The organism is Bifidobacterium minimum (assembly GCF_000741645.1).
In the GTDB taxonomy this organism is placed as follows: Bacteria; Actinomycetota; Actinomycetes; order Actinomycetales; family Bifidobacteriaceae; genus Bifidobacterium; species Bifidobacterium minimum.
Genome location: NZ_JGZD01000001.1, coordinates 76697 through 102672 on the forward strand (window position 1 = coordinate 76697; position 25976 = coordinate 102672).

General features: G+C 62.1%; 22 protein-coding genes and 1 tRNA gene. 17 read left to right on the top strand and 6 right to left on the bottom strand.

Annotated features, from left to right (window positions below):
* Positions 1 to 130: 130 nt before the first annotated feature.
* The 3 genes from BMIN_RS00270 (at position 131) to BMIN_RS00280 (ending at position 3302) form a co-directional block, all read left to right on the top strand.
* Positions 131 to 1729, top strand: a complete 1599-nt coding sequence (locus tag BMIN_RS00270; RefSeq protein ID WP_022861709.1) for an alpha-amylase family glycosyl hydrolase — start codon at positions 131 to 133, stop codon at positions 1727 to 1729.
* On the top strand, positions 1726 to 2493 hold the full coding sequence (locus BMIN_RS00275) for an HAD family hydrolase (RefSeq protein WP_022861708.1): 768 nt from the start codon (positions 1726 to 1728) through the stop codon (positions 2491 to 2493). Before BMIN_RS00270 ends, BMIN_RS00275 begins: the two co-directional genes overlap by 4 nt.
* Before the next feature lie 62 nt (positions 2494 to 2555).
* A complete protein-coding gene (locus tag BMIN_RS00280; RefSeq protein ID WP_022861707.1) occupies positions 2556 to 3302 on the top strand; it encodes a TraX family protein in 747 nt (248 codons plus the stop codon).
* Here the strand turns inward: BMIN_RS00280 and BMIN_RS00285 are convergent.
* A complete protein-coding gene (locus tag BMIN_RS00285) occupies positions 3257 to 4333 on the bottom strand; it encodes a LacI family DNA-binding transcriptional regulator (RefSeq protein WP_022861706.1) in 1077 nt (358 codons plus the stop codon). The genes BMIN_RS00280 and BMIN_RS00285 overlap by 46 nt on opposite strands.
* Positions 4334 to 4708: 375 nt before the next feature.
* Here BMIN_RS00285 and BMIN_RS00290 point away from each other — a divergent pair, with 375 nt between their 5' ends.
* A complete protein-coding gene (locus BMIN_RS00290; protein ID WP_026647608.1) occupies positions 4709 to 6061 on the top strand; it encodes an ABC transporter substrate-binding protein in 1353 nt (450 codons plus the stop codon).
* 214 nt (positions 6062 to 6275) lie between these two features.
* On the opposite strand, the gene BMIN_RS00295 is transcribed toward BMIN_RS00290, so the two are convergent.
* The gene (locus BMIN_RS00295; RefSeq protein WP_022861704.1) at positions 6276 to 7301 is read right to left on the bottom strand and encodes a LacI family DNA-binding transcriptional regulator; all 1026 of its coding nucleotides are present in this window, start codon (positions 7299 to 7301) and stop codon (positions 6276 to 6278) included.
* Between the two features lie 291 nt (positions 7302 to 7592).
* Between BMIN_RS00295 and BMIN_RS00300 the strand changes: the two genes are divergently transcribed.
* The 13 genes from BMIN_RS00300 (at position 7593) to BMIN_RS00365 (ending at position 21678) form a co-directional block, all read left to right on the top strand.
* On the top strand, positions 7593 to 8447 hold the full coding sequence (locus tag BMIN_RS00300; RefSeq protein ID WP_022861703.1) for a carbohydrate ABC transporter permease: 855 nt from the start codon (positions 7593 to 7595) through the stop codon (positions 8445 to 8447).
* Entirely contained in the window at positions 8444 to 9280 is an 837-nt protein-coding gene (locus BMIN_RS00305; RefSeq protein WP_022861702.1) for a carbohydrate ABC transporter permease, read from the top strand. The genes BMIN_RS00300 and BMIN_RS00305 overlap by 4 nt, the downstream gene beginning before the upstream one ends.
* A 91-nt stretch (positions 9281 to 9371) precedes the next feature.
* Positions 9372 to 10022, top strand: coding sequence for a DUF624 domain-containing protein (locus BMIN_RS00310; protein WP_022861701.1), 651 nt, complete (start codon positions 9372 to 9374; stop codon positions 10020 to 10022).
* 176 nt (positions 10023 to 10198) lie between these two features.
* Entirely contained in the window at positions 10199 to 12301 is a 2103-nt protein-coding gene (gene phoA / locus BMIN_RS00315) for an alkaline phosphatase (RefSeq protein WP_051126454.1), read from the top strand.
* Positions 12302 to 12616: 315 nt separating this feature from the next.
* Positions 12617 to 14506 carry a molecular chaperone DnaK gene (gene dnaK / locus BMIN_RS00320; protein WP_022861699.1) on the top strand — a complete coding sequence of 630 codons (1890 nt, stop codon included), beginning with the start codon at positions 12617 to 12619 and terminating at the stop codon, positions 14504 to 14506.
* Between the two features lie 2 nt (positions 14507 to 14508).
* Positions 14509 to 15315 carry a nucleotide exchange factor GrpE gene (gene grpE, locus BMIN_RS00325; protein ID WP_022861698.1) on the top strand — a complete coding sequence of 269 codons (807 nt, stop codon included), beginning with the start codon at positions 14509 to 14511 and terminating at the stop codon, positions 15313 to 15315.
* Between the two features lie 108 nt (positions 15316 to 15423).
* Positions 15424 to 16464, top strand: a complete 1041-nt coding sequence (locus tag BMIN_RS00330; protein ID WP_022861697.1) for a DnaJ C-terminal domain-containing protein — start codon at positions 15424 to 15426, stop codon at positions 16462 to 16464.
* Between the two features lie 74 nt (positions 16465 to 16538).
* Positions 16539 to 17108: a heat shock protein transcriptional repressor HspR gene (locus tag BMIN_RS00335; protein WP_022861696.1), complete on the top strand. Its 570-nt coding sequence runs from the start codon at positions 16539 to 16541 to the stop codon at positions 17106 to 17108.
* A gap of 139 nt (positions 17109 to 17247) precedes the next feature.
* Positions 17248 to 17988: a hypothetical protein gene (locus BMIN_RS00340; protein WP_022861695.1), complete on the top strand. Its 741-nt coding sequence runs from the start codon at positions 17248 to 17250 to the stop codon at positions 17986 to 17988.
* A 16-nt stretch (positions 17989 to 18004) separates the two neighbouring features.
* Positions 18005 to 19366, top strand: coding sequence for an ABC transporter domain-containing protein (locus tag BMIN_RS00345; protein WP_022861694.1), 1362 nt, complete (start codon positions 18005 to 18007; stop codon positions 19364 to 19366).
* Positions 19363 to 19626 carry an ATP-binding cassette domain-containing protein gene (locus BMIN_RS00350; RefSeq protein ID WP_022861693.1) on the top strand — a complete coding sequence of 88 codons (264 nt, stop codon included), beginning with the start codon at positions 19363 to 19365 and terminating at the stop codon, positions 19624 to 19626. Before BMIN_RS00345 ends, BMIN_RS00350 begins: the two co-directional genes overlap by 4 nt.
* 519 nt (positions 19627 to 20145) lie before the next feature.
* The gene (locus tag BMIN_RS00360) at positions 20146 to 20835 is read left to right on the top strand and encodes an MgtC/SapB family protein (RefSeq protein WP_022861691.1); all 690 of its coding nucleotides are present in this window, start codon (positions 20146 to 20148) and stop codon (positions 20833 to 20835) included.
* Positions 20836 to 20973: 138 nt separating this feature from the next.
* Positions 20974 to 21678 (top strand): HAD family hydrolase, encoded by a 705-nt coding sequence (locus tag BMIN_RS00365; RefSeq protein ID WP_026647606.1) that lies wholly within the window; start codon positions 20974 to 20976, stop codon positions 21676 to 21678.
* Positions 21679 to 21812: 134 nt separating this feature from the next.
* Here BMIN_RS00365 and BMIN_RS00370 read toward each other — a convergent pair whose 3' ends face one another.
* From BMIN_RS00370 to BMIN_RS00385, 4 genes are all read right to left on the bottom strand, one after another.
* Positions 21813 to 22670, bottom strand: a complete 858-nt coding sequence (locus BMIN_RS00370) for an SDR family oxidoreductase (RefSeq protein ID WP_022861689.1) — start codon at positions 22668 to 22670, stop codon at positions 21813 to 21815.
* Positions 22671 to 23242: 572 nt separating this feature from the next.
* Positions 23243 to 23315, bottom strand: a tRNA-Ala gene (locus BMIN_RS00375).
* A 193-nt stretch (positions 23316 to 23508) separates the two neighbouring features.
* Entirely contained in the window at positions 23509 to 24195 is a 687-nt protein-coding gene (locus BMIN_RS00380) for a DedA family protein (protein WP_022861688.1), read from the bottom strand.
* 168 nt (positions 24196 to 24363) lie between these two features.
* Positions 24364 to 25899, bottom strand: coding sequence for a dolichyl-phosphate-mannose--protein mannosyltransferase (locus BMIN_RS00385; RefSeq protein WP_033395734.1), 1536 nt, complete (start codon positions 25897 to 25899; stop codon positions 24364 to 24366).
* Between the last annotated feature and the right edge of the window lie 77 nt (positions 25900 to 25976).

A 25976-nucleotide genomic window follows, 5' to 3' on the forward strand; every position in this document is an offset into this window, starting at 1 on the left:
ATACGTTTGCAAAATGACTCTCCGGGGGTTTCGACGTCACCCCCATCCATGCGTAAGCACATGCTGATACCCTAGCTCGTGCCGATGGCCGCATGCCGCCCATCGGACGAAATGGAAAGGATGGATACCCATGGCCGTTGTTCCTCGTCCCGCGTGGTTGGATTCCGCTGTGTTCTATGAGATATACCCCCAGACTTTCTACGATTCCAACGGTGATGGGATCGGCGACATCCAGGGGATCATCGAGAGGCTGGACTACGTCCGTGACCTTGGATGCACCGCGTTGTGGATCAACCCGTGCTTTGACTCCCCCTTCAAGGATGCCGGCTACGACGTCCGCGATTATCTCGCCGTGGCTCCACGCTATGGCACGAACGAGGATCTTGTGAGGCTGTTCGACGAGGCTCACGGAAGGGGCATGCACGTCCTTCTCGATCTGGTCCCGGGGCATACCAGCGAGGAGCATCCGTGGTTCCGGCGTAGCCAGCAGGCGAAGCGCAACGAGTACAGCGATCGCTACATATGGACGTCCAATGCTTTCGAAGGCTATTCCATGCCGTTCATCGGAGGGGAGAGCGAACGGGACGCCACGTATATCCTGAATTTCTTCAAATGCCAGCCGGCGTTGAACTACGGGTTCGCCTCGCGTGATAGGGATTGGCAGAGTTCCACGGATTCGCGTGCCGCCAAGGGAACGCGCGACGCGATGGTCGAGGTCATGCGCTTCTGGCTTCGGAAGGGATGCGACGGATTCCGTGTGGATATGGCGAATTCCCTTGTCAAGAACGATGGAGACGACAAGCCGGAGACCATCCGCGCCTGGCAGGAGATGCTGGGGACGGTGAAGGCGGAATTCCCCGATTCGGCCTTCGCATCCGAATGGGGAACCCCCGAGCAGGCGTTGGCGGCGGGATTCGACATGGACTTCTACCTCGACTGGAGATGGAACGGCGTGCCCAATGGCTATAACCTCCTGGCACGCAACGTCGATGGGCCATTGAACATCGCGGAAGACCGCAGCTACTTCTCGGCTCATGGAGGGTCGAGCATCCGTCCGTTCCTGGACCAGTATCTCCCTCAGTACGAGAAGACCCATGAGCAGGGGTCGTTCTGCTTCATCACCTGCAACCATGACACCCCCCGAATGGCTCCACGGTTGACCGACCGCGAGCGCCGCGTGGGATACGGCATGCTTCTGACGATGCCCGGAGTCCCCTTCCTCTATTACGGCGATGAGATCGGCATGCGGTATCGGGAGGTCCCGACGGTCGAGGGCGGCTATGCCCGCACCGGAAGCCGCACCCCGATGCAATGGAACGCGGAGCCGAACGCCGGCTTCTCGACGGCGGACAAGGACTCGCTGTACCTTCCGGTCGATCCTTCTCCCGATGCGCCCACGGTGGAGGGCCAGTTGGCGGATGACGGCTCCATGGTTCATTGGATCATGGATCTTCTGCGGCTGCGCTCGGAGCATGCGGCTTTGAGATCGAACGCGGGTTTCTCCCCCGTCGCGGCTCCCGGTGACGGTCGTCTTTTCGCCTATGGGCGTGATTCGCGCAATGGTGACGAGCATCTGCTGGTCGCGCTCAATCCCGGTCTGGATGAGGAGTCGTTCGAACTTCCCGGGCATGCGGAGGCGCCCCGCGCTCTTCTTTCGGAGGGGACGGTGGACGTCGGGTCCGGCCGGGTGCGCATGGGTGCCCAGAGCTTCGCGGTGATTGCTCTATGAGTGGTGCCGCGGCGCGGAGGGCCTTTGACGTCGTGTTCTTCGACCTTTACGGGACCCTGGTCGATATTCGAACGGACGAGGAGAGTGATGCGGCGTGGATGGGCCTCGGTCGTTTCGTCCGGGATCACGGTGGCGTCGCGCACGAGGCCCAGGAGTTCCGTCGATGGTTCGTCCGACTCCGTGACGAGCGGATCGCCGCCCTCGGCGGAGACGATCCGGCCGCCGATCGTTATGTGGAGCCGGATGTGCTGGGGGTGTACCGCGAGATCCTTTCCTCATGCGGAGCCGTGGGGGATCCGGATGAGCTGGCTCGGGGCGCGGCTTGGAGCGTCCGGCGCGCAAGCACGTCGCTGCTGCGCCTCTACCCCGGCGCTCTGGATATGCTCGCGCGGATTCGCGGCTCCGGACGTCGAGCGGTTCTGGTGAGCAACGCCCAGTCCGGATACACCCGGCCGGAACTGGCCGAGCTCGGCCTGACGTCACGGCTTGATCGGATACTGATATCCAGCGAGGAGGGTGTGCGCAAGCCCGACCCCCGTTTCTTCGGTAGGGCCCTGGAACTGGAGAGTGTGGCTCCCGAGAGGGTCGTCATGATCGGAAACGATCGGACCTCGGATATTCTTGGCGCCGCGCGATGCGGGATCGAAGGAGTCTATATGCACACGGAGATCTCTCCCGGATCCGACGACGTGGTGTGCTCCGCCGCGGCGTTGTCGGTGTCGGGAGCGGATTATCGGGCGGTCGAGCGATTCGTCCTCGGATAGGTGACGGTTCCATCGCGAGCGGTTTGTCGGGGTGCGGCGATGGGACGGCGAGAAGGTGGAAGATGTCGATTAATGATCACCAGACGGCCACTCGTGGCCTGTCCTCTTTTCGGCTCAAAGTGATCGGTGACGTGCTGCTTACCGTCTCGTCCCTGGGCAGCACCGTCCTGGAGAGGGCTCTGGGAATGGACGCGGGTGCGGGTTTGGCGGGGATGACTGTTCTGGTCCTCTGCGAGATCGTATCCTGGATCGCCATCCCGATTTTCGCGTGGCTGTTGGTGCAGGGGTATGAGCATACGTCCAACGTCGGCATGTACGCGCTTCGTCTGACGGCGCTGGCGGTCGTCAGCGAGATTCCCTATGACCTCTCCACGTCGGGCAGGATGGTGGATTGGTCGTCGCAGAATCCCGTGTTCGGTCTGGTGTTCGCCCTGCTGATGCTGATGGTGATGGACTGGGCGAAGCGCTTCTCCGGTGGCGCGCGTCGCGCCGTCATCGTGCTGGCGGCGGTGTCGGCCCTTCTGTGGGTTCTGGTGCTTCGCATAGGGGTGCGTCAGAAGATGGTGAACGTGGGGCTTCTTCTCATCGCCTTCGTTCTGGTGTTCCGGCTTCTGCGGGCACGCGAGAACACCATGATGTTCGCAGCCGGGCTGATTGGCGCGATGGCCTTTGTCTTTCCCGCCATCGGAGTGGTCGTTCTGCATTTGCGCAACGATGAGCTGGGCTATTCCCATCCGTGGACGCGATGGGCGTTCTACGCGTTCTATCCCGTGATGATGTTGGCCTGCGTGGGTCTCGCATCGGTCTGAATCGCGTCGGTCGTTTCGCGTGGGGCGTCCGATCCGCGGAGGATGAGTTCCGGGGTCACGGTCTCGTGGGCATGGTCCGGAGCGTGCCCGTTGATCAGCGACAGGGCTTTTGACGCGGCCTTCATCCCCATGAGATAGGGATCCTGACGCATGGTGGTGAGGTTGACCGTGTCGGCGTAGGGGCTGTCGTCGAAGCCGACAAGCGAATAGTCCCGGGGGCATGTGTGTCCGCGTCCGGCGAGCTTGATCATGAGCGGGATGGCCATCATATCGATCTGGCAGCAGATGCCGTCGGGGAAGTCTTCCAGCGTCAGCAGGGCCTCGAGCGCGCTGTCCGCGAAGGCCTTCCCTCGCGGGACGCTGACTATCCTCCAGTCGAGGTCCCGCGTCGTCGCCGCCTCCCGGCAGGCGCGGACGAATCCCGTGGTGCGTGCATCGATGCTGGAATTGATCGACGTCACGGGGTCCGAACATGCGTAGGCCAGATTATGCCGTCCGAGCTCGATGAGATGACGGGTGGCGACGTACATGCCCTGTTCGTCGTCGATGCTGATCGAGGCGTCGGAGTTGGCGGTGGTCGGGGTGTTGATTCCGACGATGGGAACGTGGATCCGCCGTAGCCGTTTGGCCTCGTGCGGGTCCACGGCGAACGAGGCCACGAACACGGCGTCGACGTTGCAACGTACGGGGAGGGTGGTGAAGAAGTCGCTGCGGTTCTTCGCGGTGTCGATGTGTTCGAAGAGGTCCACGTCGTATCCCGCCTTGTGCATGACGCTGTCGATGCCGGCGAAGACCTGGGTGTTGAACCAGCTGGTGATCTCCTCGTTCATCAGCAGGGCCACCCGGTATGTCTGTCCGGATTTGAGCGCCGTGGCCGATCGTGAGATGTTGAAGTCAAGGGAGTCGGCGGTTTTCAGTATCTTGCGGCGGGTCTTCTCCGAAACGAGATCGGGCCGGGTGAAGGCACGCGAGACGGTGGATATGGATACTCCCGATGCCTTGGCAACGTCTCGGATGCCGGTCTTCTTCATACTATGGTGCTCCTCAGTGAACTGCTGCCAGGATCCTGCGACGGATGAAGGCTCCGCTTCTATAGAAACATGCTGCACACGTTGTCAAACCCAACCGTGTGTTCTTTCCGCGAACAGCATGTCGGTCGCCGGTCGTTTCATCGGCGTGCGCCGGGGTCGTCGACGCTGATCGGGCTTGGGGAAGTGCAATGCCGCCACGAGTCCGAATGGTGGAGCTGCGGCGGACCTCCCGTGATGCTCGGCCACCGTGCTGACCTGTGCCATCGTTTGCAAAATCGACGATCAAGGAGCATAATAATCATGTTGGGTTCGGTGAGGCCGCGAGGATATTGACCGCACGCATGTTGAAGAATCCGACCTTATGGAAGAGACCTCGTGGAAGAGAAAGGTTCAACGATGAATCGCAGAGTAAAGTCAGCCATTGCCATGGTAGCCGTTGCTGCCATGTCCGTTGGCGCGTTGGCGGCCTGTGGGTCCTCGAGTGACTCCAGCGATGGCAAGGGGAAGGTGTACTACCTGAACTTCAAGCCGGAAGTCGCCAATGATTGGAAGAAGCTGGCGACGGCGTACACCAAGAAGACCGGTGTCAAGGTCACCGTCGAGACGGCGGCTTCGGACACGTATGAGCAGCAGCTCAAGAGTGAGATGGCCAAATCGAACGCGCCCACCCTGTTCCAGGTGAACGGTCCCGTCGGGTACGCGAACTGGAAGGACTACACCGCCGATCTTTCCGGAACCGACATCTACAAGGAGCTTCAGAACCAGAGCGTCGCCCTCAAGGATGGCGACAAGGTCGTCGGGGTTCCGTATGTCATGGAGACCTACGGACTGATCTACAACAAGGATCTTCTGAACAAGTACTTCAAGCTCTCCGGAGCGAAGGCGACTTCCGTGGACGAGATCAACTCCTTCGCAAAGCTCAAGGCCGTCGCCAACGACATCCAGTCGCGCGAGAGCGAGCTTGGCGTCAAGGGAGCCTTCACGTCCGCCGGCTTCGACTCAAGCTCCGACTGGCGCTTCAAGACGCACCTCGCCAATCTTCCTCTCTACTATGAGTTCAAGGAAGACAACATCACGAAGCAGCCGGCCACGATCAAGGGGACGTACCTTCCTGAGTACAAGCAGATCTTTGACTTGTATCTTAAGGACTCCACAACCGATCCCAAGCAGCTGAGCTCAAAGACCGGAGACGACGCCACGTCGGAGTTCGCTTTGGGGCAGGCCGTGTTCTATCAGAACGGAACCTGGGCTTGGAGCGATCTGCAGAAGGCCGGGATGAAGGCCGATCAGGTCGGCATGATGCCGATCTATATCGGTGGGCCCGACGAGGAGAACGAAGGGCTCGCGACCGGGTCTGAGAACTACTGGTGCGTGAACTCGAAGGCTTCGGAGGCCGACCAGAAGGCCACGGAGGCCTTCCTCAAGTGGGTTATCACCTCGAAGACGGGGAAGGATATGCTGAGCCAGACCATGGGCTTCACCACTCCCTTCAAGACCTTCAGCGATGAGAAGAGCGACAATCCTCTCACCGAGGCCGCCGTCGCGGACCAGAAGTCCGGCAAGACCCAGGTCAGCTGGAACTTCACCATGATGCCGTCCGAGCAGTGGAAGAACAATCTGGGGAACGCTCTTCTTGAATACGCTCAGGGCACCGGCGACTGGAGCGCCGTCAAGAAGGCCTTCGTCGATGGCTGGGCAACGGAGTACAGCGCCGCTCACCAGTCGTGAGGACCTCATAGTCCGATTCAGTCAGCCTCGGCTGCCGCGTCCAATGACCGGTGACCGAGGCTGGTTTTGTGTGATCCACTGCCTTTGCATGATCACAGGGCGTCGATGCAGGGCGAAGAGGGACGGGTTCCGGGGTCCACCGACGATCCATTCAAGGCATGAACGTCTTGGAACGGGGCACTCCCGACCGATCGTTTCGGATGATCGGCCCGACTCAATCGGTTCGGGGACTTAGGGGCGCAGGACCGGTGCTTGCGCGAAGCATCAATTGGGCGGGGACGACCTCGAATGGCTCGGACGTGGTCCCCGTCTCGATGAGATCCAGCGTCTTCTTGCCCGCTTTGGTCGCAAGGAGGAAGGGATCCTGCCGGATCGTCGTCAGGCCGATGTCATACGCGTAGGATCCATCGTCGTATCCGGTGACCGACAGTTCCGCAGGTACCCGCATGCCGCTTCTGAGAAGCTGAAAAAGCAGGGGGATCGCGATGTCGTCTTCCTGGCATGCCACCGCCGTCGGCGGTGTCGGATCGGCCATCAGATGGCTGAGTACTCCCGCGATGCTATCGGGACCATCATCGGCCACGATGGCCGACGCCCGTATACCCGCATTCTCGCATGACGTCATGAAGGCCTCGTAACGCTGCTGCACACTGAAATGAAGCGACACGGCGCGTGCCGTCCGCACGTAGGCAATGGAACTGTGTCCCAGACCAATGAGATGGCGCGCAACCAATGACGCCCCCTGCCTGTCGTCGATGTTGATCGCTGCGGTGAATCCCGTTTCCCTCGGCGTCACGCAGTTGATGCCGACGATGGGCACTCCCGCGTCCCCAAGCCGCTCGATCTCGTTGGAATCCACGCCGAAGGAGACGACGATCACCGCGTCGGCGTTGCGGCGAACGGGCAGCATGCTGAAGAAATCGCGTCGTTCCTCGATGCTCGAAATTTGGAAGATCGATAGGTCGTAACCTCGCGGATGCAGCGACTGGTTCAGGCCCTCGATGATGGAGGCGCTGAACCATCGTCGTATATGGTCGCTCATCAGAAGCGCCACCCGGAGGGATTTTCCGGATTTCAGCGCCGTTGCGGAACGGGATATTGAGAAGTTCACCTCCTCGGCGATTCGAAGCACCTTCTGGCACGTTGACGCCGACACCATCTCGGGGTGGGTGAACGACCTCGATACTGTGGAGACCGATACGTTGGCCAGACGGGCGACATCCTGAATATTGGCTCCCACAATAATCTCCTTAGAGGAATCAACGGTGGACCATTAAAACTACAACGTTTGCAGAAATCGTCACTGATGGAGAAACGTCAATGTTTCCATATCTATTTTACATTATGCTCGGCATTTTCGGGAAACTGATTCATGTGAATTGTCCGCATAAATGACAACGTTTGATTTTTGCTCTCAAGGTGCTAATCTAAAAGACGATGAAGCTCGGGCCCGACGGTCTGGATGCGATGCGGACGTTATGGACTCGTGTTTCTGCGTAGCCAAACTCGAGGAGGAGAAAGTGGGCGCGATATGATTTCTATGGCGGGTAAATCCGTACGTCGATGGTGGGCGCTTTTTGCTCTTCCCACCTTCGCCGCATTCCTCATCGGGTTTCTGGTGCCCTTCGTGATGGGTGTGTATCTGAGCTTCTGCAAGTTCAGCACCGTGACGGACGCCAAATTCGTGGGATTGCGCAATTACAAGTATGTGTTCGCGGATTCCACTTTCGTTCATGCATTGTGGTACACCGTGGCCTTCACCATCATCACAACCCTGATCATCAATGTCATCGGCTTCGCGATAGCCTACATGCTGACAAAAGCCATTCGCGGCGCCACGGTTTTCCGGTCGGTGTTCTTCATGCCCAATCTCATCGGAGGGATCATTCTGGGCTATGTGTGGATGCTGCTGCTCAATGGGTTCCTGGCGCACTGGGGCAGGTCCATCACGTTCTCCGGGGTCTATGGATTCTGGGGAATGGTTCTTCTCGTGTCCTGGCAGCAGATAGGATACATGATGATCATCTACATAGCTGGACTGCAGAGCCTCCCGACCGATGTGCTGGAGGCGGCCGCAGTGGACGGTGCGAGTGGAGGTCAGACGCTTTTCCGTGTCACCATCCCTCTGATGATGCCGTCGATCACCGTGTGCACTTTCCTCACGGTCACCAACGGGTTCAAACTCTTCGATCAGAACCTTGCGCTCACGGGCGGTGCGCCCTCCTACAAGTCGGAGCTGCTTGCCATGAATATATTCCGCACGTTCTACGGCCGCATTGGGTTTGAAGGGGTCGGGCAGGCGAAGGCCGTGGTCTTCTTCATCATCGTGGCCACCATCTCGCTGATCCAGAACAAACTCACCACCAGCAAGGAGGTGTTGGCATGAGCGAGAAAGTCAAGCATCCCGGATTGTGGACGCTGCTGTTCACGGTTATCTCACTGGCGTGGGTCTTCCCCATCGTGCTGGTCCTTATCAATTCCTTCAAGCAGAAGGTCTATATATCGGCGAATCCCTTCTCCCTGCCCAACAAGGAGTCCTGGGTCGGACTGGAGAACTACACCCGTGGCATCGAGCTGACGGGATTCCTGTCCAGCTTCGTCTGGACGGTCGTTATCACCGTCGGCTCGGTGGCCTTGATTCTTCTGTGCACATCCATGTGCGCGTGGTGGATCGTCCGTGTCAACAACTGGCCGGCCAGGATCCTCTATCTGCTGTTCCTTTTCAACATGATCGTGCCCTTCCAGATGGTGATGTTCACTCTGTCGAAACTGTCCGACATGCTGAGTCTGAACACGCCGTGGGGACTATGGATCATCTATCTGGGATTCGGTGCGGGGCTCGCCGTGTTCATCTTCACCGGCGTCATCAAGGGGATTCCCCAGGAGCTCGAGGAATCCGCCATGATCGACGGCGCAAGCGTGCCGAGGATCTTCTTCCAGATAGTGATGCCGATCATGCGGCCATCCGTGATCTCCGTGGCGATTCTTGAGACAATGTGGATTTGGAACGACTACCTTCTTCCCTATCTGACTCTTGATCTGGGCAAGTACAAGACGATATCGATTGCCGTGCAGTATCTCAAGGGCGGTTACGGATCAGTTGACATCGGTGCGATGATGGGCTGTCTGGTTCTGGCCATCATTCCGATCGTGATCTTCTACCTTGTATGCCAGAAGTACATCATCAAGGGGGTCATGGCGGGCGCGGTCAAGGGCTGAGCCGCCGGATGCACGCCGGCCATAGTGGATGCGCGCGGGTCGTCTCGCATGACCCGCGCGCATCCGATTATCGATGAGATGAGGAGAGCACGTGTCCTTTCTGTCTCCTGATTCCGCCTTCATGCGCAGCCTCGGCAGCATCGTCGACGCGATCGTGGTGAGCGTCCTCATGGCCGTGAGCAGCATACCCCTTGTCACGATCGGCGCGGCCGCGACCGCCGGGCATGACGCCATCAGAAAATCGCTGATAGGACAGGGGCATCTTGGGAAGAACTACTGGCGCGCTTTCCGGGAGAATCTAGGCAAGGCGACGGCGTTATGGGGCATTTTCGCGGCGGCGCTGCTGGTCGAGGTCTATGCTGTGTTCTTCATGCCGCAGACGATGATGCTGGTTCCGAAGTTCGCGCTCGCCATCGTGTGGCTGATCGGCTTCGAATGGGTGTGGGCCTTTCAGGCGCGCTTTGAGAACTCCGTGGGGCGCACCATGGCGAACGCCTACGTCGTGGGGGTCTCCCATATAGGCGCGACGCTTCTTCTGATAGCCATCGATGCGGTCTATGCGGCCATCGTCGTCGGATCATGGATATACATGCCCGAGGGGCTTTTCCTTCTGGGGCTTTTGGGTTATGGGATGCTGATCATGCTCCATACCCCCATCATCGAGCGAGTGTTCCGCCCGCTTGTCGCCGCGTCCGAGGAATCGGGCGACGATGACGGATCGGATCGGGCTCCGATGCCCTGAGTTCCGGCGCCTTGAGTTCCGGCGTCCTGACTGTTCACTGAGAATTACCGTCGTCGTCGCTTCGCGTCGATACGCGCGTTATCGTCCCTCCCTAGCGTGGGAGTCGGCCGGATGAAAGCCCTTGATGGGTGATGCGCCACGTCAGAGGGTGCACGTGTCCGTGACCGGAAAGGACAATGACAGTGAGAAGACATCAGAGGTTAACCATGTGGGGCGCATCGGCGCTCGCCATGGGCATGATCGCGACGTTCCCCGGCATGGCCTTCGCGCAGGAGGGGAAGACCGCCGACGATCTGTCCTCCCATGGCGCGGCTCAGCGCATCGCGCAGACGGGAGTGTCGTCGAAGGCGAAGAACGTCATCCTGTTCATCGGCGACGGCATGGGGGATTCCGAGATCACCGTGGCCCGCGACTATCTCAAGGGGGCGTCCGGCTCCTTCGACGGACTCGATGCTATAGGGCAGCCCGATGCCCTCAGTGCGGACGGTGAGACCGGAACCGGCCAGTACACCACGTATTCACTGGGCAGCAACAGCTCAAACCGTGGAGTCGTGACGCCCGTCACCGACTCCGCCGCCTCTGGTTCCGGTTGGGCCACGGGAACGAAGACCTACAACAACGCCGTGTCCGTGGACGTCTCCCAGAATCCGCAGATGAACCTCATCGAACTGGCCAAGGCCAACGGTCTGGCGACGGGCAACGTCACCACCGCGGAGATACAGGACGCCACGCCCGCGGTCCTCGAATCGCATTCGACCCAGCGGTCCTGCTATGGCCCTCAAGGCAAGACCGACGGAACGATGAACAACGCCGCCAAAAACTGCGACGCAGCCCAGCTCAAGGAGAACGGGGGCATCGGCTCCATCTCCGAGCAGCTGCTGGACACTCGCGCTGATGTCACCATCGGAGGAGGATCCAAGTACTTCAAGCAGACCGCGCAGGCGGGGGAGTATGCCGGGAAGACGCTATGGGAGCAGGCCGCGGCGCGCGGCTTCCAGACCGCGTCGAACGACGTCGACGCCTTCTCGAATCTGAGCTACAAGAAGGGCAAGCCGGTTCTGGCGCTGCTGTCGGACGGCAACATGCCCACCCAGTACAACATGACTCCCGCGTTGAGCCAGAAGGCCACTGAGGCCCGCGGAGCCGTCACCTGCTCGACGAACTCCGCATGGCTGGGGAACAAGAACTCGTCGGGTAACTCGGCGTCGCTCGCTGACATGGCGACCAAAGCCGTAGATCTGCTCTCCGCCCAGGTGAGCGACAAGTCCTCGAATACCTCCGGATTCTTCCTTCAGATCGAGGGCGCGTCCATCGACAAGCAGGACCATGCGGCCAATGCGTGTGGTCAGATCGGCGAGACCGACGATCTCGACAAGGCCATCTCCGCCACCGTGGCATCGCTTAAGGCCTCGGGGCAGTTGGACGACACGCTGATTATCGTCACGGCGGACCACGCCCACACCAGCCAGATCGTGTCCGATGCCCCGGCCTACGCGCTGAGCACCATTCTCAAGTCCCCGGTCGATGGCTCGACGATCGTGGTGTCCTACGGAACCGCGACGTCAACCGATGCGGGCGCCGATGATTCCAGCGTCGGATACACGGCGGGAGGCATGGAGCACACGGGAACCCAGCTGCGGATCGCGGCCTCCGGACCCGGCGCGAGAAGGGTGACGGGTCTGACCGACCAGACGGATAATTTCTACACCATAGCCAAAGCGTTGGGGCTGGCCGCCGATACGTCGGAGCAGAAGGCGCTGTCGGATTCGAGCAAGGTTTCGGTGACGATTGACGATAGCGACAAGGCCACGGCCAGCGTCACGGGATTTGACGGGGACGCCGTCCTGTCCTACTCGCTGAAGGACGGTGCAGGAAAGGTCGTGGCCTCGTCGGAGACGACCAGCCGTGCGGCGTCCATCGACGGCGTCAGTGGCGTGCGGGTGCGCACCGGCCAGACCACACCGATCGACCTCGGCTCCGTCGACACGGGGACATCGTACACGCTGACCGTGTCGGGGAAGCAGTCCGGACGGACGGAGTCGGCGGCATTCGACGCCTCCTCGCAGGATGGTCAGGTCAAACCCGGGGCCGACAAGTCCGGGGAGGATCAGTCCGGGAACCGTGAGGTCGCCGTGGCGTCGGTCGCCGATCAGAAGAATGCCGCCGGTCTGCTGGGCAGCACCGGGTCGGCAGTGATGGCACTGGTGACGGGCGTCGCCATGCTGGCCATTGTCGCGGGCGTGGTCTTCGCGGCCAGGCGGGGAATGTTCCGTCGCTGAGTCCGTTTCGCCGGTGATTCGCGGATTTCGCGGATAGGGGCCGCTCCGGGGCCGGTCGATGGGTTTCATCCATCGACCGGCCCTGTCGTCTGCGGTGCTCGCCTGTCGTCTGCGGAGTCGTGAAGACGTTGTGGCTTTTTTCGTCGATGTGGGAATAAGAAGTGGCCATTCAAAGTTGAGTGATGTAGGCTCAAGTTTCGGGACCACGGCGGGCGAGTGCTCGACGAGGACGAAGAACCGTGAAGACGGCGGCTTCGACCGAATCCGAGAGCGCACACCGGAAGACAAACGAATGACAACAAAGGAGAACACCTTATGGGACGTGCAGTAGGCATCGATCTGGGCACCACGAATTCCTGCATCGCCACGCTGGAGGGCGGGCAGCCGACGGTTATCGTCAACGCCGAGGGCGCGCGCACCACGCCATCGGTGGTCGCGTTCAGCAAATCCGGCGAGATCCTCGTCGGCGAAGTGGCCAAGCGTCAGGCGGTGACCAACGTCGACCGCACCATCAGCTCGGTCAAGCGCCACATGGGCACCGATTGGACCGTTGACATCGACGGCAAGAAGTGGACCCCCCAGGAGATCTCCGCGCAGATCCTCATGAAGCTCAAGAGGGACGCCGAGGCGTATCTGGGAGAGCCGGTCACCGACGCCGTCATCACCTGCCCGGCGTACTTCAACGACGCTCAGCGCCAGGCCACCAAGGATGCGGGCAAGATAGCCGGACTCAACGTCCTGCGCATCATCAATGAGCCCACCGCCGCGGCTCTGGCCTATGGGCTGGAGAAGGGCAAGGAGGACGAGCGCATCCTCGTCTTCGATCTTGGCGGCGGCACATTCGATGTGTCCCTGCTGGAGATCGGCAAGGATGACGACGGCTTCTCAACGATCCAGGTCCAGGCCACCAACGGCGACAACCGTCTGGGCGGCGACGACTGGGATCAGAAGGTCATCGACTGGCTTGTCGGTGAGGTCAAGAACAAGTACGGCGTCGATCTGGCGAAGGACAAGATCGCTCTGCAGCGTCTGAAGGAGGCCGCGGAGCAGGCCAAGAAGGAGCTGTCGAGTTCGACGTCCACGTCGATTTCGATGCAGTATCTGGCCATGACCCCCGACGGGACCCCGGTCCATCTCGATGAGACCCTTACGCGCGCCCATTTCGAGGAGATGACCTCCGACCTGCTGGGACGCTGCCGCACGCCGTTCAACAACGTGCTGTCGGACGCCGGAATCAGCGTGTCCGACATCGACCACGTCGTCCTCGTGGGCGGATCGACCCGCATGCCCGCCGTCAAGGAGCTCGTCAAGGAGCTGACGGGCGGCAAGGAGGCCAACCAGTCCGTCAACCCGGACGAGGTGGTCGCCGTCGGCGCCGCGGTCCAGTCCGGCGTCATCAAGGGCGACCGCAAGGACGTCCTCCTCATCGACGTGACCCCGTTGTCTCTGGGAATCGAGACCAAGGGCGGCATCATGACCAAGCTCATCGACCGCAACACGGCCATTCCGACCAAGCGCTCCGAGGTCTTCTCCACCGCCGAGGACAATCAGCCCTCCGTGCTGATCCAGGTCTATCAAGGCGAGCGTGAGTTCGCCCGTGACAACAAGCCCCTGGGGACATTCGAACTCACCGGAATCGCGCCGGCGCCCCGTGGGGTTCCGCAGATCGAGGTGACCTTCGACATCGACGCCAACGGCATCGTGCACGTGTCCGCCAAGGACAAGGGAACGGGCAAGGAGCAGTCGATGACCATCACCGGTGGCTCGGGTCTGCCCAAGGACGAGATCGATCGCATGGTCAAGGAGGCCGAGGCTCACGAAGGCGAGGACAAGAAGCGCCGTGAGGACGCCGAGACCCGCAATCAGGCCGAGGCGTTCGCCTATCAGACCGAGAAGCTCGTCAACGACAACAAGGACAAGGTCTCCGAGGACGTGTCCAAGGAGGTCACCGAGAAGGTCGAGGCGCTGAAGGAGGCGCTCAAGGGCGAGGATATCGAGAAGATCAAGGACGCCCAGAACGAGCTCATGACCTCGGCCCAGAAGATCGGACAGGCGCTGTATGCCCAGCAGGGCGATGCGGCCGCCGCGGGAGCCGCCACCGGCGCCGCGGGAACCGGGGACGCCGGAGCCCAGGGCAAAGCCGATGATGACGTCGTGGACGCCGAAGTCGTGGACGATGACGACAACAGCAAGAGCAACGAGTGATCATGTCCCAGTTCGACAAGGATGACTATCTCAAGGACATCCCGGACTTCGACTCCCTCGGTCCGGATTCCTCCCCCGCGTCCGAACCATCGGCTTCGGCCGATGGTTCCGGTCGGGCCGATGGCACCTCCGGGTCGGAGGTTCATGCCGGCGACGATCGGGATGCGGAGGGCTCTTCTTCCGCGCAGCCGGACTCCGCCTCGGCGCGGCCGGATTCGGGCGTGAAGGATGTGAAGGACGGTGTGGATGCGGCGAAGGGCGCATCCGGTTCCGAACCCTCTGCGGGGTCCGGAGCGGCTCCGACCCCGTCGAAGGACGGGAGCGACGACGCGGGTTCCGCGGAGGATTCCGATTCCGCGGACGATTCCTCACTGACGCCTCTGGGACAGGCCAAAAAGGAGGCTGCCGACTATCTTGAGGCTCTTCAGCGGGAGCGCGCGGAGTTCGTCAACTTCCGCAATCGTTCCGCCAAGGAGCAGGAGAGATTCCGTCAGCATGGCATCATCGACGTGCTGACCGCACTTCTGCCCGCGCTGGACGACATCGATCGCATTCGTGAGCACAGCGAGATGGATGATTCCTTCAAGGCCGTCAGCGCGAAGATCGACAAGGCCTTCGAGCGGTTCGGGGTCGAGAAGTTCGGCGAGAAGGGCGAGGAGTTCGATCCCACCCGTCACGAGGCCGTGCTCCATCGGCCCGACGACACTGCGACCAAGGAGACGGTCGACGCCGTCGTGGAGGCGGGGTACCGCATCGGCGATCGCGTCATCCGTGCTGCGCGCGTGGTCGTGGCCTCGCCGAAATCGTGAGAGCCGACCGCTGATTCGGGCGTCATCAGGACGTCGTATGAACGGTCCGCCCGGCTTGCGCCCCGCGGGCCGTTCCCGTTATCACCACTTTGTTCGTAAGGAGACAGCATGGCTGAGAACGAATGGCTGAGCAAGGACTTCTACAAGGTCCTTGGCGTCTCCAAGGACGCCAGCGCCGCGGACATCACCAAGGCGTACCGCAAACTTGCTCGCCGATATCATCCCGACCTCAACAAGACCAAGGAGGCCGAGGAGAAATTCAAGGACATCTCCGAAGCGTATGACGTCCTCAACAACGCCGAGCAGCGTCGCAAGTACGATGCGATCAGGCAGTTCGGCATGGGAGGGGCGCGTTTCTCCGGAGGGTCCGGGCAGGGGGGATTCGATGCGTCCGGTTTTCAGGACATCTTCGGATCCATGTTCGGTGGCTCCGGCGCCACGGCCCAGGGCGGGCCGGGAGGAAGCCGCATACGCTTCTCGACCAATGGCGCGGGGCAGCCCAGCATGAGCGACATATTCTCCATGTTCGGCAGCGGGGCTCCTGGCGGCTCGGGATTCGGCGGGCATTCGGGCCCCATGGGCGAGTCCGCGCGTCCCCGGAAGGGCGAGGACCGTCGGTCCTCGATCACGCTGACGTTCCGTCAGGCCGTGAAGGGGGCGACGGTGTCGTTGAGCGTGGGGGGAAGCTCGTTCAAAACGCATGTTCCCGCCGGAGTCCGCGACGGGCAGAGAATCCGCATCGCCGGCAAGGGACAGGAGGGACGCGATGGAGGACCCCGGGGAGATCTCTATCTGTCCATCCGTGTCAGGCCCAGCAAGCGGTTCACGCTGGAGGGCAGGGACCTGGTCGTTGATCTTCCCGTGACGGTCGCGCAGGCGGCGTTGGGGGCAAAGGTCGCCGTCAGCGACATCGATGGCTCCGACGTCGTCATGAAGGTTCCCGCGGGTTCCTCCAGCGGCGATGAGGTCCGGGCGAAAGGGCATGGGGTGCGCTCGCGCGAGGGGGACGGCGATCTGATCGGTCGCATCCGCATCGTGCTGCCCGGCAAACTGGATGGCGCCCAGAAGAAGGCCGTCAGGGAGTTTGATGCGGCCAGCGGGGACTTCGCCTCCGAGGTCGAGGCGGAACGTACTCCGGGGCGGGAATGAGGTGCGCGTGATCCCCGTCACGATGACGGTGATCGGAATAGTCGGAAGAGACGGAAGAGACGGAAGGCGGAACCATGATGCATGTCGATGGCCGGATCAGGCACGCCTATCTTGAGGGTGCCGTATCGCTCATTCGGGGGGACGGGGACCTCGATCAGCTGGATGACGCCGGATTCGACATCAGCCTTCCCGTGTTCGCCGTCGGACAGGTCGCGGCCATAGCGGGTGTCCATCCTCAGACCCTGCGTCAGTACGATCGTCTGGGAATCGTCGTTCCGAGACGCACCCAGGGCGGCGCCCGGCGCTACTCGCTTCGCGACGTCAGCCGTCTGTGCGACGCCCAGCGTCTCAGTCAGGAGGATTCCGTCAATCTCGCCGGGATCCTGCGAATCCTTGATCTGGCGGAGGAGAACCGGCAGCTGCGCAGACAGATACGGCGCATGCGTCAGGGGCCGCAGTCCACCGTGTTCGCATCCACCCCCGAGGGCGAGATCGTCGAGGTGCATGGGGAGACGAGCATCGGTCTCAGACGTGAGATCCGCGAGAGAACGGAAAGCTATGCGGAACGGTCGTTGATGATCGTGGGGCAGGAATGCTCCACGGCCGGGTCCGCCGCTCTGGTGGTATGGAAGGCATGCCCCTGACGTCTTCGGGGTCTCCGGGCTTCCTTCGGCCGGAATCGCGAATTCCGTTCAAGGTCTGAGGTATAACGGTAACGATGCCGAGTGGCATCCATGACTTTTTCTTGTTCGAGGGAAATTCTCATGAGGCGGATGGAGAGAAATGGCCGACGGCGGGAACGAGAGACTGGTCGCCAGGCATAGTCGCGGAATCTACGGTCCTCCCATACGCGAACGACTTATGGCGCGGATCGGCGTCGCCCCCATCACCGTCCTGTGCGGACTGTTCTGGCTGGGGAAAAGAGAGCTTTCCGAGCAATGGTATGACCGTGTGCATCGTTCGCGGAAGGTCCATCGCATCGTTCTTCCCAGTCGCAGGTTAAGCGAGAGACAGGTTCTGGCGCTGGTGCTGGACGGTCTTCGCCTGGATGCGAGCCTGGACGACAGAACCCATGCCATCGTCGAATCCCTCAGCCGGGGAACGGTGGATTCCGCCGGCCTCGCCCGCGTCCTTCCCGATCTCATGCGCGGCGCCGCGGGGGACACCATTCTGCTCGTCGCCTATGATTGGCACGCCACCGCGGGCCTAGACAGGCTTCTGGTCCTGGCCGCACGCTGCGGGGTGAACATCGTGTGCTCCCTGATGGACGCCACGGATCTGCAGCGTCAGTCCTCCGAGGCCGGGGTCCGGACCTGCGTCATCGAGGATTCGGATCTTCTTCTGACCGAGGACGAACTCGGAACGCTTGCCGCGCTTTGCGGTGTGCGGCCCGATCCTGCGCTGATCAGGTGTTCGCCATCGGCCCCGACCATGTGCTGCGCAGAGCGGAGATCGGCACGGATTCGGAGTCGTCGCAGAGATCGTCGAACGCGCCATCGCATTCGACGGCACCGTCATCCGTGAAGGAGGTCGATCCGTCATGAGCGACAGGACCAGACTCGTCCTACTGACGTTGTCCGGCATCGTCTGCGCGGTGCTCGCGGCCTTCTGCTCGGTGGGGCTGCTCACCGTTTCCGGCTGGTTCATCGCCGCCTGTGCGGTGGCCGGAATCACCGCCGGCAGCACCTTCTCGTATCTTTCTGCCAGCGGGGCCGTGCGTGCCTTCGCGGTCGGGCGCATCGCCGCCGACTACATCAGTCGCGTGCTTCAGCACAAAGGCGCTCTCCTCAAGCAGGGGGAGAGTCGTTCCCGTCTGCTCGAGCGCATGACCCATGCACGGATGGCTTCCGGAGCGTTCCTCGACCGTGCCGTCAGCGACGTGGACGAACGGTCCATGCGGCATATCCGCGTCACGGCTCCGATTCTCTCCGCCGTGGTGCTCAGCGCGGCGGCCGTCGCCATGTCGTGGACGGTGTCGTCTCTGGCGGCCGGGATCGTGCTGGGCGGGTCCCTTGCCAGCTCCGACGTCGGGGCTTTGTCCGGCTCCGGCGCCGCCGAGCTGGACGTCGATCGTGCGGCCGTCCGCCGTCTGGTCGCGGCCGTCGCCGGGTCGCGGGACGACATGGCGTCCGTGGGTGCGACGCGGACGGTGTCCCGGGAAGTCGGGAAGTCCATCGATCGGCTCGGCGTGCGCGAACGGCGTGACGCCGCGGATATGATGACTCCCGTCATCGCCTGTATCTGGGCGGTGGCCCTGGCTGCCGCCGGTGTGGCGTCTTCGGCGGCCGATGCGGCCGATTCCTCCAGTCTGTGCCTCGTGCTGCTTATGCTCGCAGGGCTCTCGGGAAGTTGGACGGCCGTCGCGCCGGCCGTCAGACATGAGCGGCGTCTGATCCGGGCGCGTCGTCGTCTGGAGTCGCCTGACGGTACGGATGCCCGAGGAGCCGGGGGTACCGGCTCTGCGCTCGCGGATGCGGATCCGTCCCTGTCCATTCCCGTTGACGTCTCCCCGGTCTCCGCGGACACCCCCGGCCATCCGGCGGAGGCGCTCGCCCTGACGGTGGATGTTCCATCCGCCGCCCTGCGCTTGGCGCGACGGGAGAGGATCCTCCTCGACCGCGGATCCGTGCTGTTCGTCACCGGTCGTTCCGGTGCGGGGAAGACGACCATGCTGCGCGCTCTGGAGCGCGGAATCGCCGTCGGAACCGGCCTGGTCGTGCGCCGCGTCGCCGTCGACGACCATGTGTTCGCGGGGACGGTGGCCGACAATCTGCGCATCGCCGACCCGACGCTCGAGGACGTCGCGATGGAGGATCTGCTGCGTCGACTCGAGCTGTCCGACGCCACGCCCGAGACGTCCGTGGGGGTCGGTGGGACGGCGGATGGCGCAGTCCGAACATGATGGCCACGCCCGAGACGTCCGTGGGGGTCGGGGGACGCCCGCTGTCCGGAGGTGAGGAGACGCGTCTGCGCATCGCCCGCGGAATCCTTTCCCGTCCCGACGTGCTGCTCGTCGACGAGCCCACCGCCGGGCTCGATGCGCGTCGTGCGGGCATCGTCATGGACCTGCTGCGCAAGGCCGCCCCCTTCGTCGTCATCGCCCTGCACGATCCGGACTCGGTCGGGCTGAGAAGCCCGGGCGACGCGGAGCTGGCGCTGTAGAGAGGGATCCCGGCATCGCATCACCGGCCGTTTGTGTGCCGGCCTGTCCCCGGGGATGACCTAATCCGTGGTTAACATTCGGCTGCACCACCAAGATCACGACGACGCTGTCGACCTCGAATTCACCCCATGTCTTCGTCCGTCCGACGTCCTCGATATCGGGAACACGCAGATCTCGGACTTCGCCTCCACCGGCCTGGAATTTCGCCTCCACCGTCGGCCGCTTCGGGCGCCACGACGCTCGCCTCCGACCCGCCTCATGTGCACCGACATCTCCGATGGACTGCAGTTCGCTTAGTTGGACGGCTACGGGAGAGCTGACGCCAAGGTTCTAGATGAGATAATGCGTCGACGCTTCGTCGTGCCGGGCTGCGCTGTGCCGTGCTGTGCCGTGCTGTGCCGTGCTGGGCCGCGCTGGGCTGATGGGACGCCGGCGCACGGACGTCCGCCTTTTGCCCGCCTAATTCCTAAGACGTCTAAGGCGCCTTATTCTTAAGGCAGGAGAGCGAGGGGGTGCTCATGACGGCATGGATGGTGACGCCGGCCGAACTGGTCGATATCACCGCGGCTTTGGTGCTTACCGGGCTGGTCGGATTCGAACGTGAGGCGCGACGCAAGGATGCGGGGATTCGCACACATATCCTCGTGGGCCTTGCCAGCTGTTTGTTCACGCTGATCTCCATCCGGGGCATACCTGCGCTGATGGGGTCCGGCGTGACGTGGGACGCCTCGCGCATCGCCTCTCAGGTGGTCGTCGGCATCGGCTTCCTCGGCGCCGGCGTGATCTTCTTCAATAACGACACCGTGCGCGGTCTGACGACCGCCAGCGCCATCTGGATGGTCGCGGCCGTGGGCGTGGCCTGCGGAGCGGGGATGATCGGCGCGGCGGCGCTTGTCGTGGCGTTGTACTTCCTCGCCGTCTTCGCCGTGGCTCCTCTGACATCGCTGATCCTGCGGCGCGATCAGGATCATCTTCTGCGTCTGACGTATGAGGACGGCAAGGGCGCTCTGCGCCAGACGCTGCTTCTTGCCGACAGCCAGGGCTTCGACGCGCGCATCGTCTCTACACGCGACATCCATCGGAACGATTGGGACGGTGCCGGCGTGGACGTCCGCGTCAGTGGGAAGGGTGATCTGCAAGCCTTCATCACCGCCGTGGCCGAGACGGACGGCGTACGCGGCATCGACCTGCTCGATCGTGATGACTGACGGTAGAAGGGGCGTCGTAAGTGATCATCGCGATGTATGATTCCGACGCCGCGGGTTTGCGGAGACCGCAGGATGCCGAGCTCCGTGCTTTGGGCTAATCTGGGGTGGCATCACGGAGAATCCGGCTGAAGGATGGACATGACCGATCGCTTTTGTGCTTTGACCGCGGTGTTGTGGGATATGGACGGCACGCTGATTGATTCCGAGCCCTACTGGCATGAGTCCGAACTGATCATCGCCAGGGATGCCGGAGGTGACTGGGACAAGGAGATGGCGTGGCAGTGCTCGGGCACACCGGTTCCCGAGGTCGCCCGGAAGATGATCGAGCGTGGAACGCGTTTGGACGCGGACGAGATAGGCCGGAGGATGATCGCTCATGTGGCCCGACGCGAGTTCGAGCGGGTCCCCTGGATCGATGGCGTCCTCGCCGTTCTTGAATCGTTGTCGGCCGCGGGAATCCCCTCGGTCCTCGTCACGACCTCTCCGAGGGATATGGCCGTGAATCTCATAGCCCATGCGCCGGCGGGCAGCTTCGCGGGGTACGTGTGCGGCGATGATGAAGTGGCGAAGAAGCCCGATCCTGCTCCGTATCTTGCCGCCGCCCGGATCGTGGGGGTTGATGGAAGCGCCGATGCGGACGCTATGGCCAGACTCCTTGCCGTGGAGGATTCTCCGACGGGGCTGGCGTCGGCGGTCGCATCGGGCGCCACCACCGTGGCGCAGACGAAGTACACGCAGATCGACACTTCCCATGGGCCGCAATTCGCCTCATGGGATGGGTATGACGGTGTGACCGCGGAATCCTGCGAGGCGCTGATCCGTCATCGACTGTGCCGCCGATGACGTCGCTGATGGGTGTGGTCCGACGTTCACGGCCGATGTTCGTCATGCGGACTCCCATATGTATATGGACTTTTACGCGGATTCTATGCGGATTCTAGAGGGAATTTATATGTATATGTTCTATATGGACTCACTTATTTGAGGATGGCGCGCAACGCTTCGTCGAGTGGCGTCAATGGATGACCCAGCGTCTTCTCGAAATCGTTGGAGAGAACTTCGAGGTCGCCGTGGGCGATGAGCTTTTGCACGCCGGCGAGTCCGGAGGCTGCGCTCTGGGGGAGTCCCGTGGCCTCGAGCGTACGGATGAAATCCTCCGTTGTGAGCGGCAGGGGTTTGATGGGCGCACCCAGAATGCGTCCCAGAGCAGCGGCGAGATCTGCGTATGATCGTGCGGCTCCTGACAGTTCGAGGATCTTTGGTGTGCGAACCGTACCACTGACGACGATGGCGGCGGCACGGGCATACTCGCTTTTCAGCGCCCACCCGATCGTCGCGTCTCCTGCGGCGTATGGCAGGGTTCCGGTGCGCTTGGCCACGTCGATGAGTGTCAGTTCGTTTTCGAGATACCAGTTGTTCCGTAGGAAGGTGTGGCTGATCCCGGACTCCTCGATGCGCCTCTCCGTGGCGACGTGGTCGGCCGACAGCATGTTGTCCACGGCTGTCGCCTGAGCGAAGCTGGTGTAGGCGATGAAGGTCACGCCCGCCTTCTTCGCCGCTTTGACGACGTTCTCGTGCTGGCGTTCGCGCTCGCCGGGGGCTCCGGGCGCGCCCGAGACGAAGAGGAGACGGTCGATGCCATCGAAGGCCGCTTCCAGGGAATCGGAATCCGAATAGTCCCCGATGCGGATGGCGACTCCTCGCGCCGTGAGACGTTCCGCCTTCTCCTTGCTGCGTGCCAGACCGATGATCTCATCCGAGGGAATGAGTGACTCCAGCGCGTCGATGGCATATCCGCCGAACCCGCCGGTTGCTCCGGTGACGAGAACCGTCATATCATGCTCCTTCCATGAAGCCTGCATCCACATCTTAGAGGGTTTGCGGAGACCTTGTGGGAAGGCAGCTTGTGGCTTTCATCGGGTGTGGACTTTTATCGGGTATGACGAGACCGTATGCGATGGAACGCGCGAGAAGGATGGGAATCGTGGCGAGGACCACTGTTTCACGTGAAACCCGTGAAAACCATCGGATCGTCGGTAAATCGTCGATGAACGGCGACCATCGACGTGCTCGAACGTATGTCCGTTACGTATGCCGGTCGCGGGACTCGGGCCAATTGTGATATGCGTGTACCCAAGTGATATGCGTGTACCCAAGAAGTTAAGGAAAACGGAGCTGCACTGGCATGGACTGTCCTCGCTGCGCTTGCATGTCCGTGGCCGCGTGCGAACAGGGCCCCCATTTCACGCGACAGGTCAAAAGACATGGCAAGTATGGGTGTTAAACCGGTGGTTCCCGATGGAACCGTCCGTGTGACGCAATGGCGGGAATAGACCGGTGAGGGCGTGGAAAACTCGGGTTCCGGCATGAAAAGAGGCCTCCGGGAAACCCTCCCGAAGATCACGCGTGGAGCTGATGGTAATCGAAACCACGACCTCTTCGATGCGAACGAAGCGCTCTACCAACTGAGCTACAGCCCCATTGCCCATGCGGGCAACTCTCGATACTGTAATACAACCCGTCGCCAAGCGCAATCTCCGTGTGGCAGGAATGGCGTCGGGCGCACGGAGGGCAACGACGCTTACGTCAGCCGGTGTCCGTGCCCGGATTCCCCGATTGTCGTCTTTTACGTCGGTATTGACGTCTCCGTGCCCGAGACCCCCTGCGCGCCCTCTATTCCGAGGCGGATTCCGTGTGCGAGGGTTTTGACGATGAGCGCGCCTTCCACAGCCCGATGAAGGTCGGCGTCAGCGAGATCAGCAGGATGGCGAGGATGACGAGTTCGAAATTGTTCTGCACGGCGGGGATCCCTCCGAAGAAATATCCCAGCAGCGTGAACAGCGTCGACCATGTCAGCCCGCCGAGGACTGAGAACGGCGTGAAACGACGCCACCGCATCCCGGAGATACCCGAGATGAAAGGCATGAAGGTGCGGATGAAGGGGAAGAATCTGCCGAGGAAAACCGCCAGGGGACCCCACCTGTCGATCATCGCCTCCGTCTTCGCGATGCGTTCGGGTGTCATGGCCTTTACCCTGCCCGAATCGATGATTCGTCTGCCGAAGAAGCGTCCGATAACGTAGTTGCACTGATCCCCCACGATCGGCGCGATCCATACCACCGGCAGCAGTGCGGTCAGGGGCAGCGCGGAGACGCCCGTCGTCGCGTCGGGCGCGGCGAAGAACCCCGCGGCGAACAGCAGCGAGTCGCCGGGCAGGAACGGGAAGAACACGACTCCCGTCTCGACGAAGACGATGAGGAAGATGAAGCCCAGAGTGGGGGCCACCCCCATGGTGATCCATGTGGCGATGGCCGTCCGTGGATCCTTCAGGAGTCCGATGAGGAAATCGATGATGCGCATGACCTTCCCTGCCGTGGTACGTGGTACGTGACGAGTTGTGGATGCTGCGGATGGGGAGCATCAGCTCAACCATACTCGACCATACGCCGGAGAGAGGTCCGAGCTTTCTCCGGCATCATCGACGGAGGATGGACACTGACGCGGGCGTCGTGAGCGTGGCTGACGATCCTAGATCCACGAATCGAACCACATGTGGCTGAGCCAGAAGTCGTACGGCACGGGCATGGCGGTCCAGATCGGATAGAAGAACGCGGATACCAGCGTGATGACGGCCAGGGTGGAGATGAACGTCAACCGCCACGCCAGGGTGCTCGCCCGTGACCGTATGGCGTCGGCGACGTAGCAGATCGCGAGGATGATCCACGGCAGAATGACGATGCAGTAGAAGGTGAAAGTCGTTCTGTTGAGATACTGCGCCCATGGGAGCCAGCCTGCGATGAATCCGATGAGGACGGCCCAGATTCGCCAATCGCCCCGCCGAAGGATGGCGATGACGACGCCCGCGATGACGCAGGCCGATCCCAGCCACCAGATCAGCGGATTGCCGAGCGACGTGACCGCCGCGACGCAGCGCTGGGAGGTGTCCAGCGAGCACAATCCCGGATGTCCGTCGAGCCATTCCCAGTAGAAGCTGGTGGGACGCACCTGCAGCGGCCAGGTCAGGGGATTGGCGCGGTAGGCGTGCGGCACGTCCAGCGTCGTATGGAAATGCCACATCTCGACGTGGTATTCGACGAAGGACCTCAGCCCTTGGGGCAGCCAGGACACGCCCTCGCCCGGATGGTTCGCGGCCCAGTCATGCATATACGAATCGGGGTGAATGAACCAGTTCGCCCAGTCGGCGAGGTAGGTCAAGCCATAAAGGGGGACCATGTACAGCGCGGCCGGGATGCCGTCGCGGATGATTCCCGAGGCGAGCCAGAAGCGGTAGCCCGCCTGCCGGCGCTCCCAGGCGTCCCACAGCACGCTGATGACGCAGAAGGCCGCGAAGAAGTAGGCTCCGGACCATTTCACTCCCGTGGCCATTCCCAGAAGGATGGCCGCCCCCGCTCTCCACCACGAGAACGCGACCATCGGGCCATGGGCGTCGAGCATCAGTCGCGTGGATCCGTGCCGCGTCCTGACGATCCATCGCGCGGATCTGAGAGTCGAATCGATGGCGAACCGTTCCGCGATCCGCCGTCGCGCCCAATCGCGGTGGATGAGGAGCAGAAGGAACGCTCCCAGCGCGAACGCCATGATGAAGTTGTCGAGAAGGCCGGTGCGACTCATGACGATTCCCACGCCGTCGATCGACATGAGGAAGCCCGCCGCAAGCGCGATGGGAAGATTGTGGAACAGTCGCAGGGCCACCCGGATCATGAGGATGATGGCGATGGTTCCGGCAATCGCGACGCTTGCCCTCCACGCGAATGTGTTCCCGGCACCGCCGAAAAGCTTGAGCCCCACCGCGATCAGCCATTTGCCGAGAGGAGGATGGACCACGTATTCGGCGCTGGCCAGCCAGTGGTCGGTGTCTCCCGAGGCGAACGCGGTGTTGACGGGGGTGCTGGTTCCGTTCACGATCACGTTCTCGGGCCAGTCGCGTGCCTCGCCCGTCATCAGCATGGTCCAGGCGTCCTTGACGTAGTAGGTCTCGTCGAAGACGACGGCCTGCGGCTGTCCCAGCCTGAGAAAGCGCAGGGCTCCGCCGAGGACGGCCATCAGAAGAGTGAGCGTCCATGAGAGCAGGGACCTTCGTCGCGTCGAGGTCGTGCTCTTTGTGGAGGGGCGTCCCTTCC

What these genes read in the sequence shown, in the direction of transcription:
- BMIN_RS00285 (WP_022861706.1), bottom strand. Translation starts at nt 4,333, where the DNA reads ATGAAGAAGACCGGCATCCGAGACGTTGCCAAGGCATCGGGAGTATCC.
- BMIN_RS00305 (WP_022861702.1), top strand. Translation starts at nt 8,444, where the DNA reads ATGAGCGAGAAAGTCAAGCATCCCGGATTGTGGACGCTGCTGTTCACG.
- phoA (WP_051126454.1), top strand. Translation starts at nt 10,199, where the DNA reads ATGACAGTGAGAAGACATCAGAGGTTAACCATGTGGGGCGCATCGGCG.
- BMIN_RS00270 (WP_022861709.1), top strand. Translation starts at nt 131, where the DNA reads ATGGCCGTTGTTCCTCGTCCCGCGTGGTTGGATTCCGCTGTGTTCTAT.
- BMIN_RS00275 (WP_022861708.1), top strand. Translation starts at nt 1,726, where the DNA reads ATGAGTGGTGCCGCGGCGCGGAGGGCCTTTGACGTCGTGTTCTTCGAC.
- BMIN_RS00335 (WP_022861696.1), top strand. Translation starts at nt 16,539, where the DNA reads ATGATGCATGTCGATGGCCGGATCAGGCACGCCTATCTTGAGGGTGCC.
- BMIN_RS00280 (WP_022861707.1), top strand. Translation starts at nt 2,556, where the DNA reads ATGTCGATTAATGATCACCAGACGGCCACTCGTGGCCTGTCCTCTTTT.
- BMIN_RS00350 (WP_022861693.1), top strand. Translation starts at nt 19,363, where the DNA reads ATGATGGCCACGCCCGAGACGTCCGTGGGGGTCGGGGGACGCCCGCTG.
- BMIN_RS00370 (WP_022861689.1), bottom strand. Translation starts at nt 22,670, where the DNA reads ATGACGGTTCTCGTCACCGGAGCAACCGGCGGGTTCGGCGGATATGCC.
- BMIN_RS00360 (WP_022861691.1), top strand. Translation starts at nt 20,146, where the DNA reads ATGACGGCATGGATGGTGACGCCGGCCGAACTGGTCGATATCACCGCG.
- BMIN_RS00365 (WP_026647606.1), top strand. Translation starts at nt 20,974, where the DNA reads ATGACCGATCGCTTTTGTGCTTTGACCGCGGTGTTGTGGGATATGGAC.
- BMIN_RS00340 (WP_022861695.1), top strand. Translation starts at nt 17,248, where the DNA reads ATGGCCGACGGCGGGAACGAGAGACTGGTCGCCAGGCATAGTCGCGGA.
- dnaK (WP_022861699.1), top strand. Translation starts at nt 12,617, where the DNA reads ATGGGACGTGCAGTAGGCATCGATCTGGGCACCACGAATTCCTGCATC.
- BMIN_RS00380 (WP_022861688.1), bottom strand. Translation starts at nt 24,195, where the DNA reads ATGCGCATCATCGATTTCCTCATCGGACTCCTGAAGGATCCACGGACG.
- grpE (WP_022861698.1), top strand. Translation starts at nt 14,509, where the DNA reads ATGTCCCAGTTCGACAAGGATGACTATCTCAAGGACATCCCGGACTTC.
- BMIN_RS00345 (WP_022861694.1), top strand. Translation starts at nt 18,005, where the DNA reads ATGAGCGACAGGACCAGACTCGTCCTACTGACGTTGTCCGGCATCGTC.
- BMIN_RS00385 (WP_033395734.1), bottom strand. Translation starts at nt 25,899, where the DNA reads ATGGCCGTCCTCGGCGGAGCCCTGCGCTTTCTCAGGCTGGGACAGCCG.
- BMIN_RS00330 (WP_022861697.1), top strand. Translation starts at nt 15,424, where the DNA reads ATGGCTGAGAACGAATGGCTGAGCAAGGACTTCTACAAGGTCCTTGGC.
- BMIN_RS00300 (WP_022861703.1), top strand. Translation starts at nt 7,593, where the DNA reads ATGATTTCTATGGCGGGTAAATCCGTACGTCGATGGTGGGCGCTTTTT.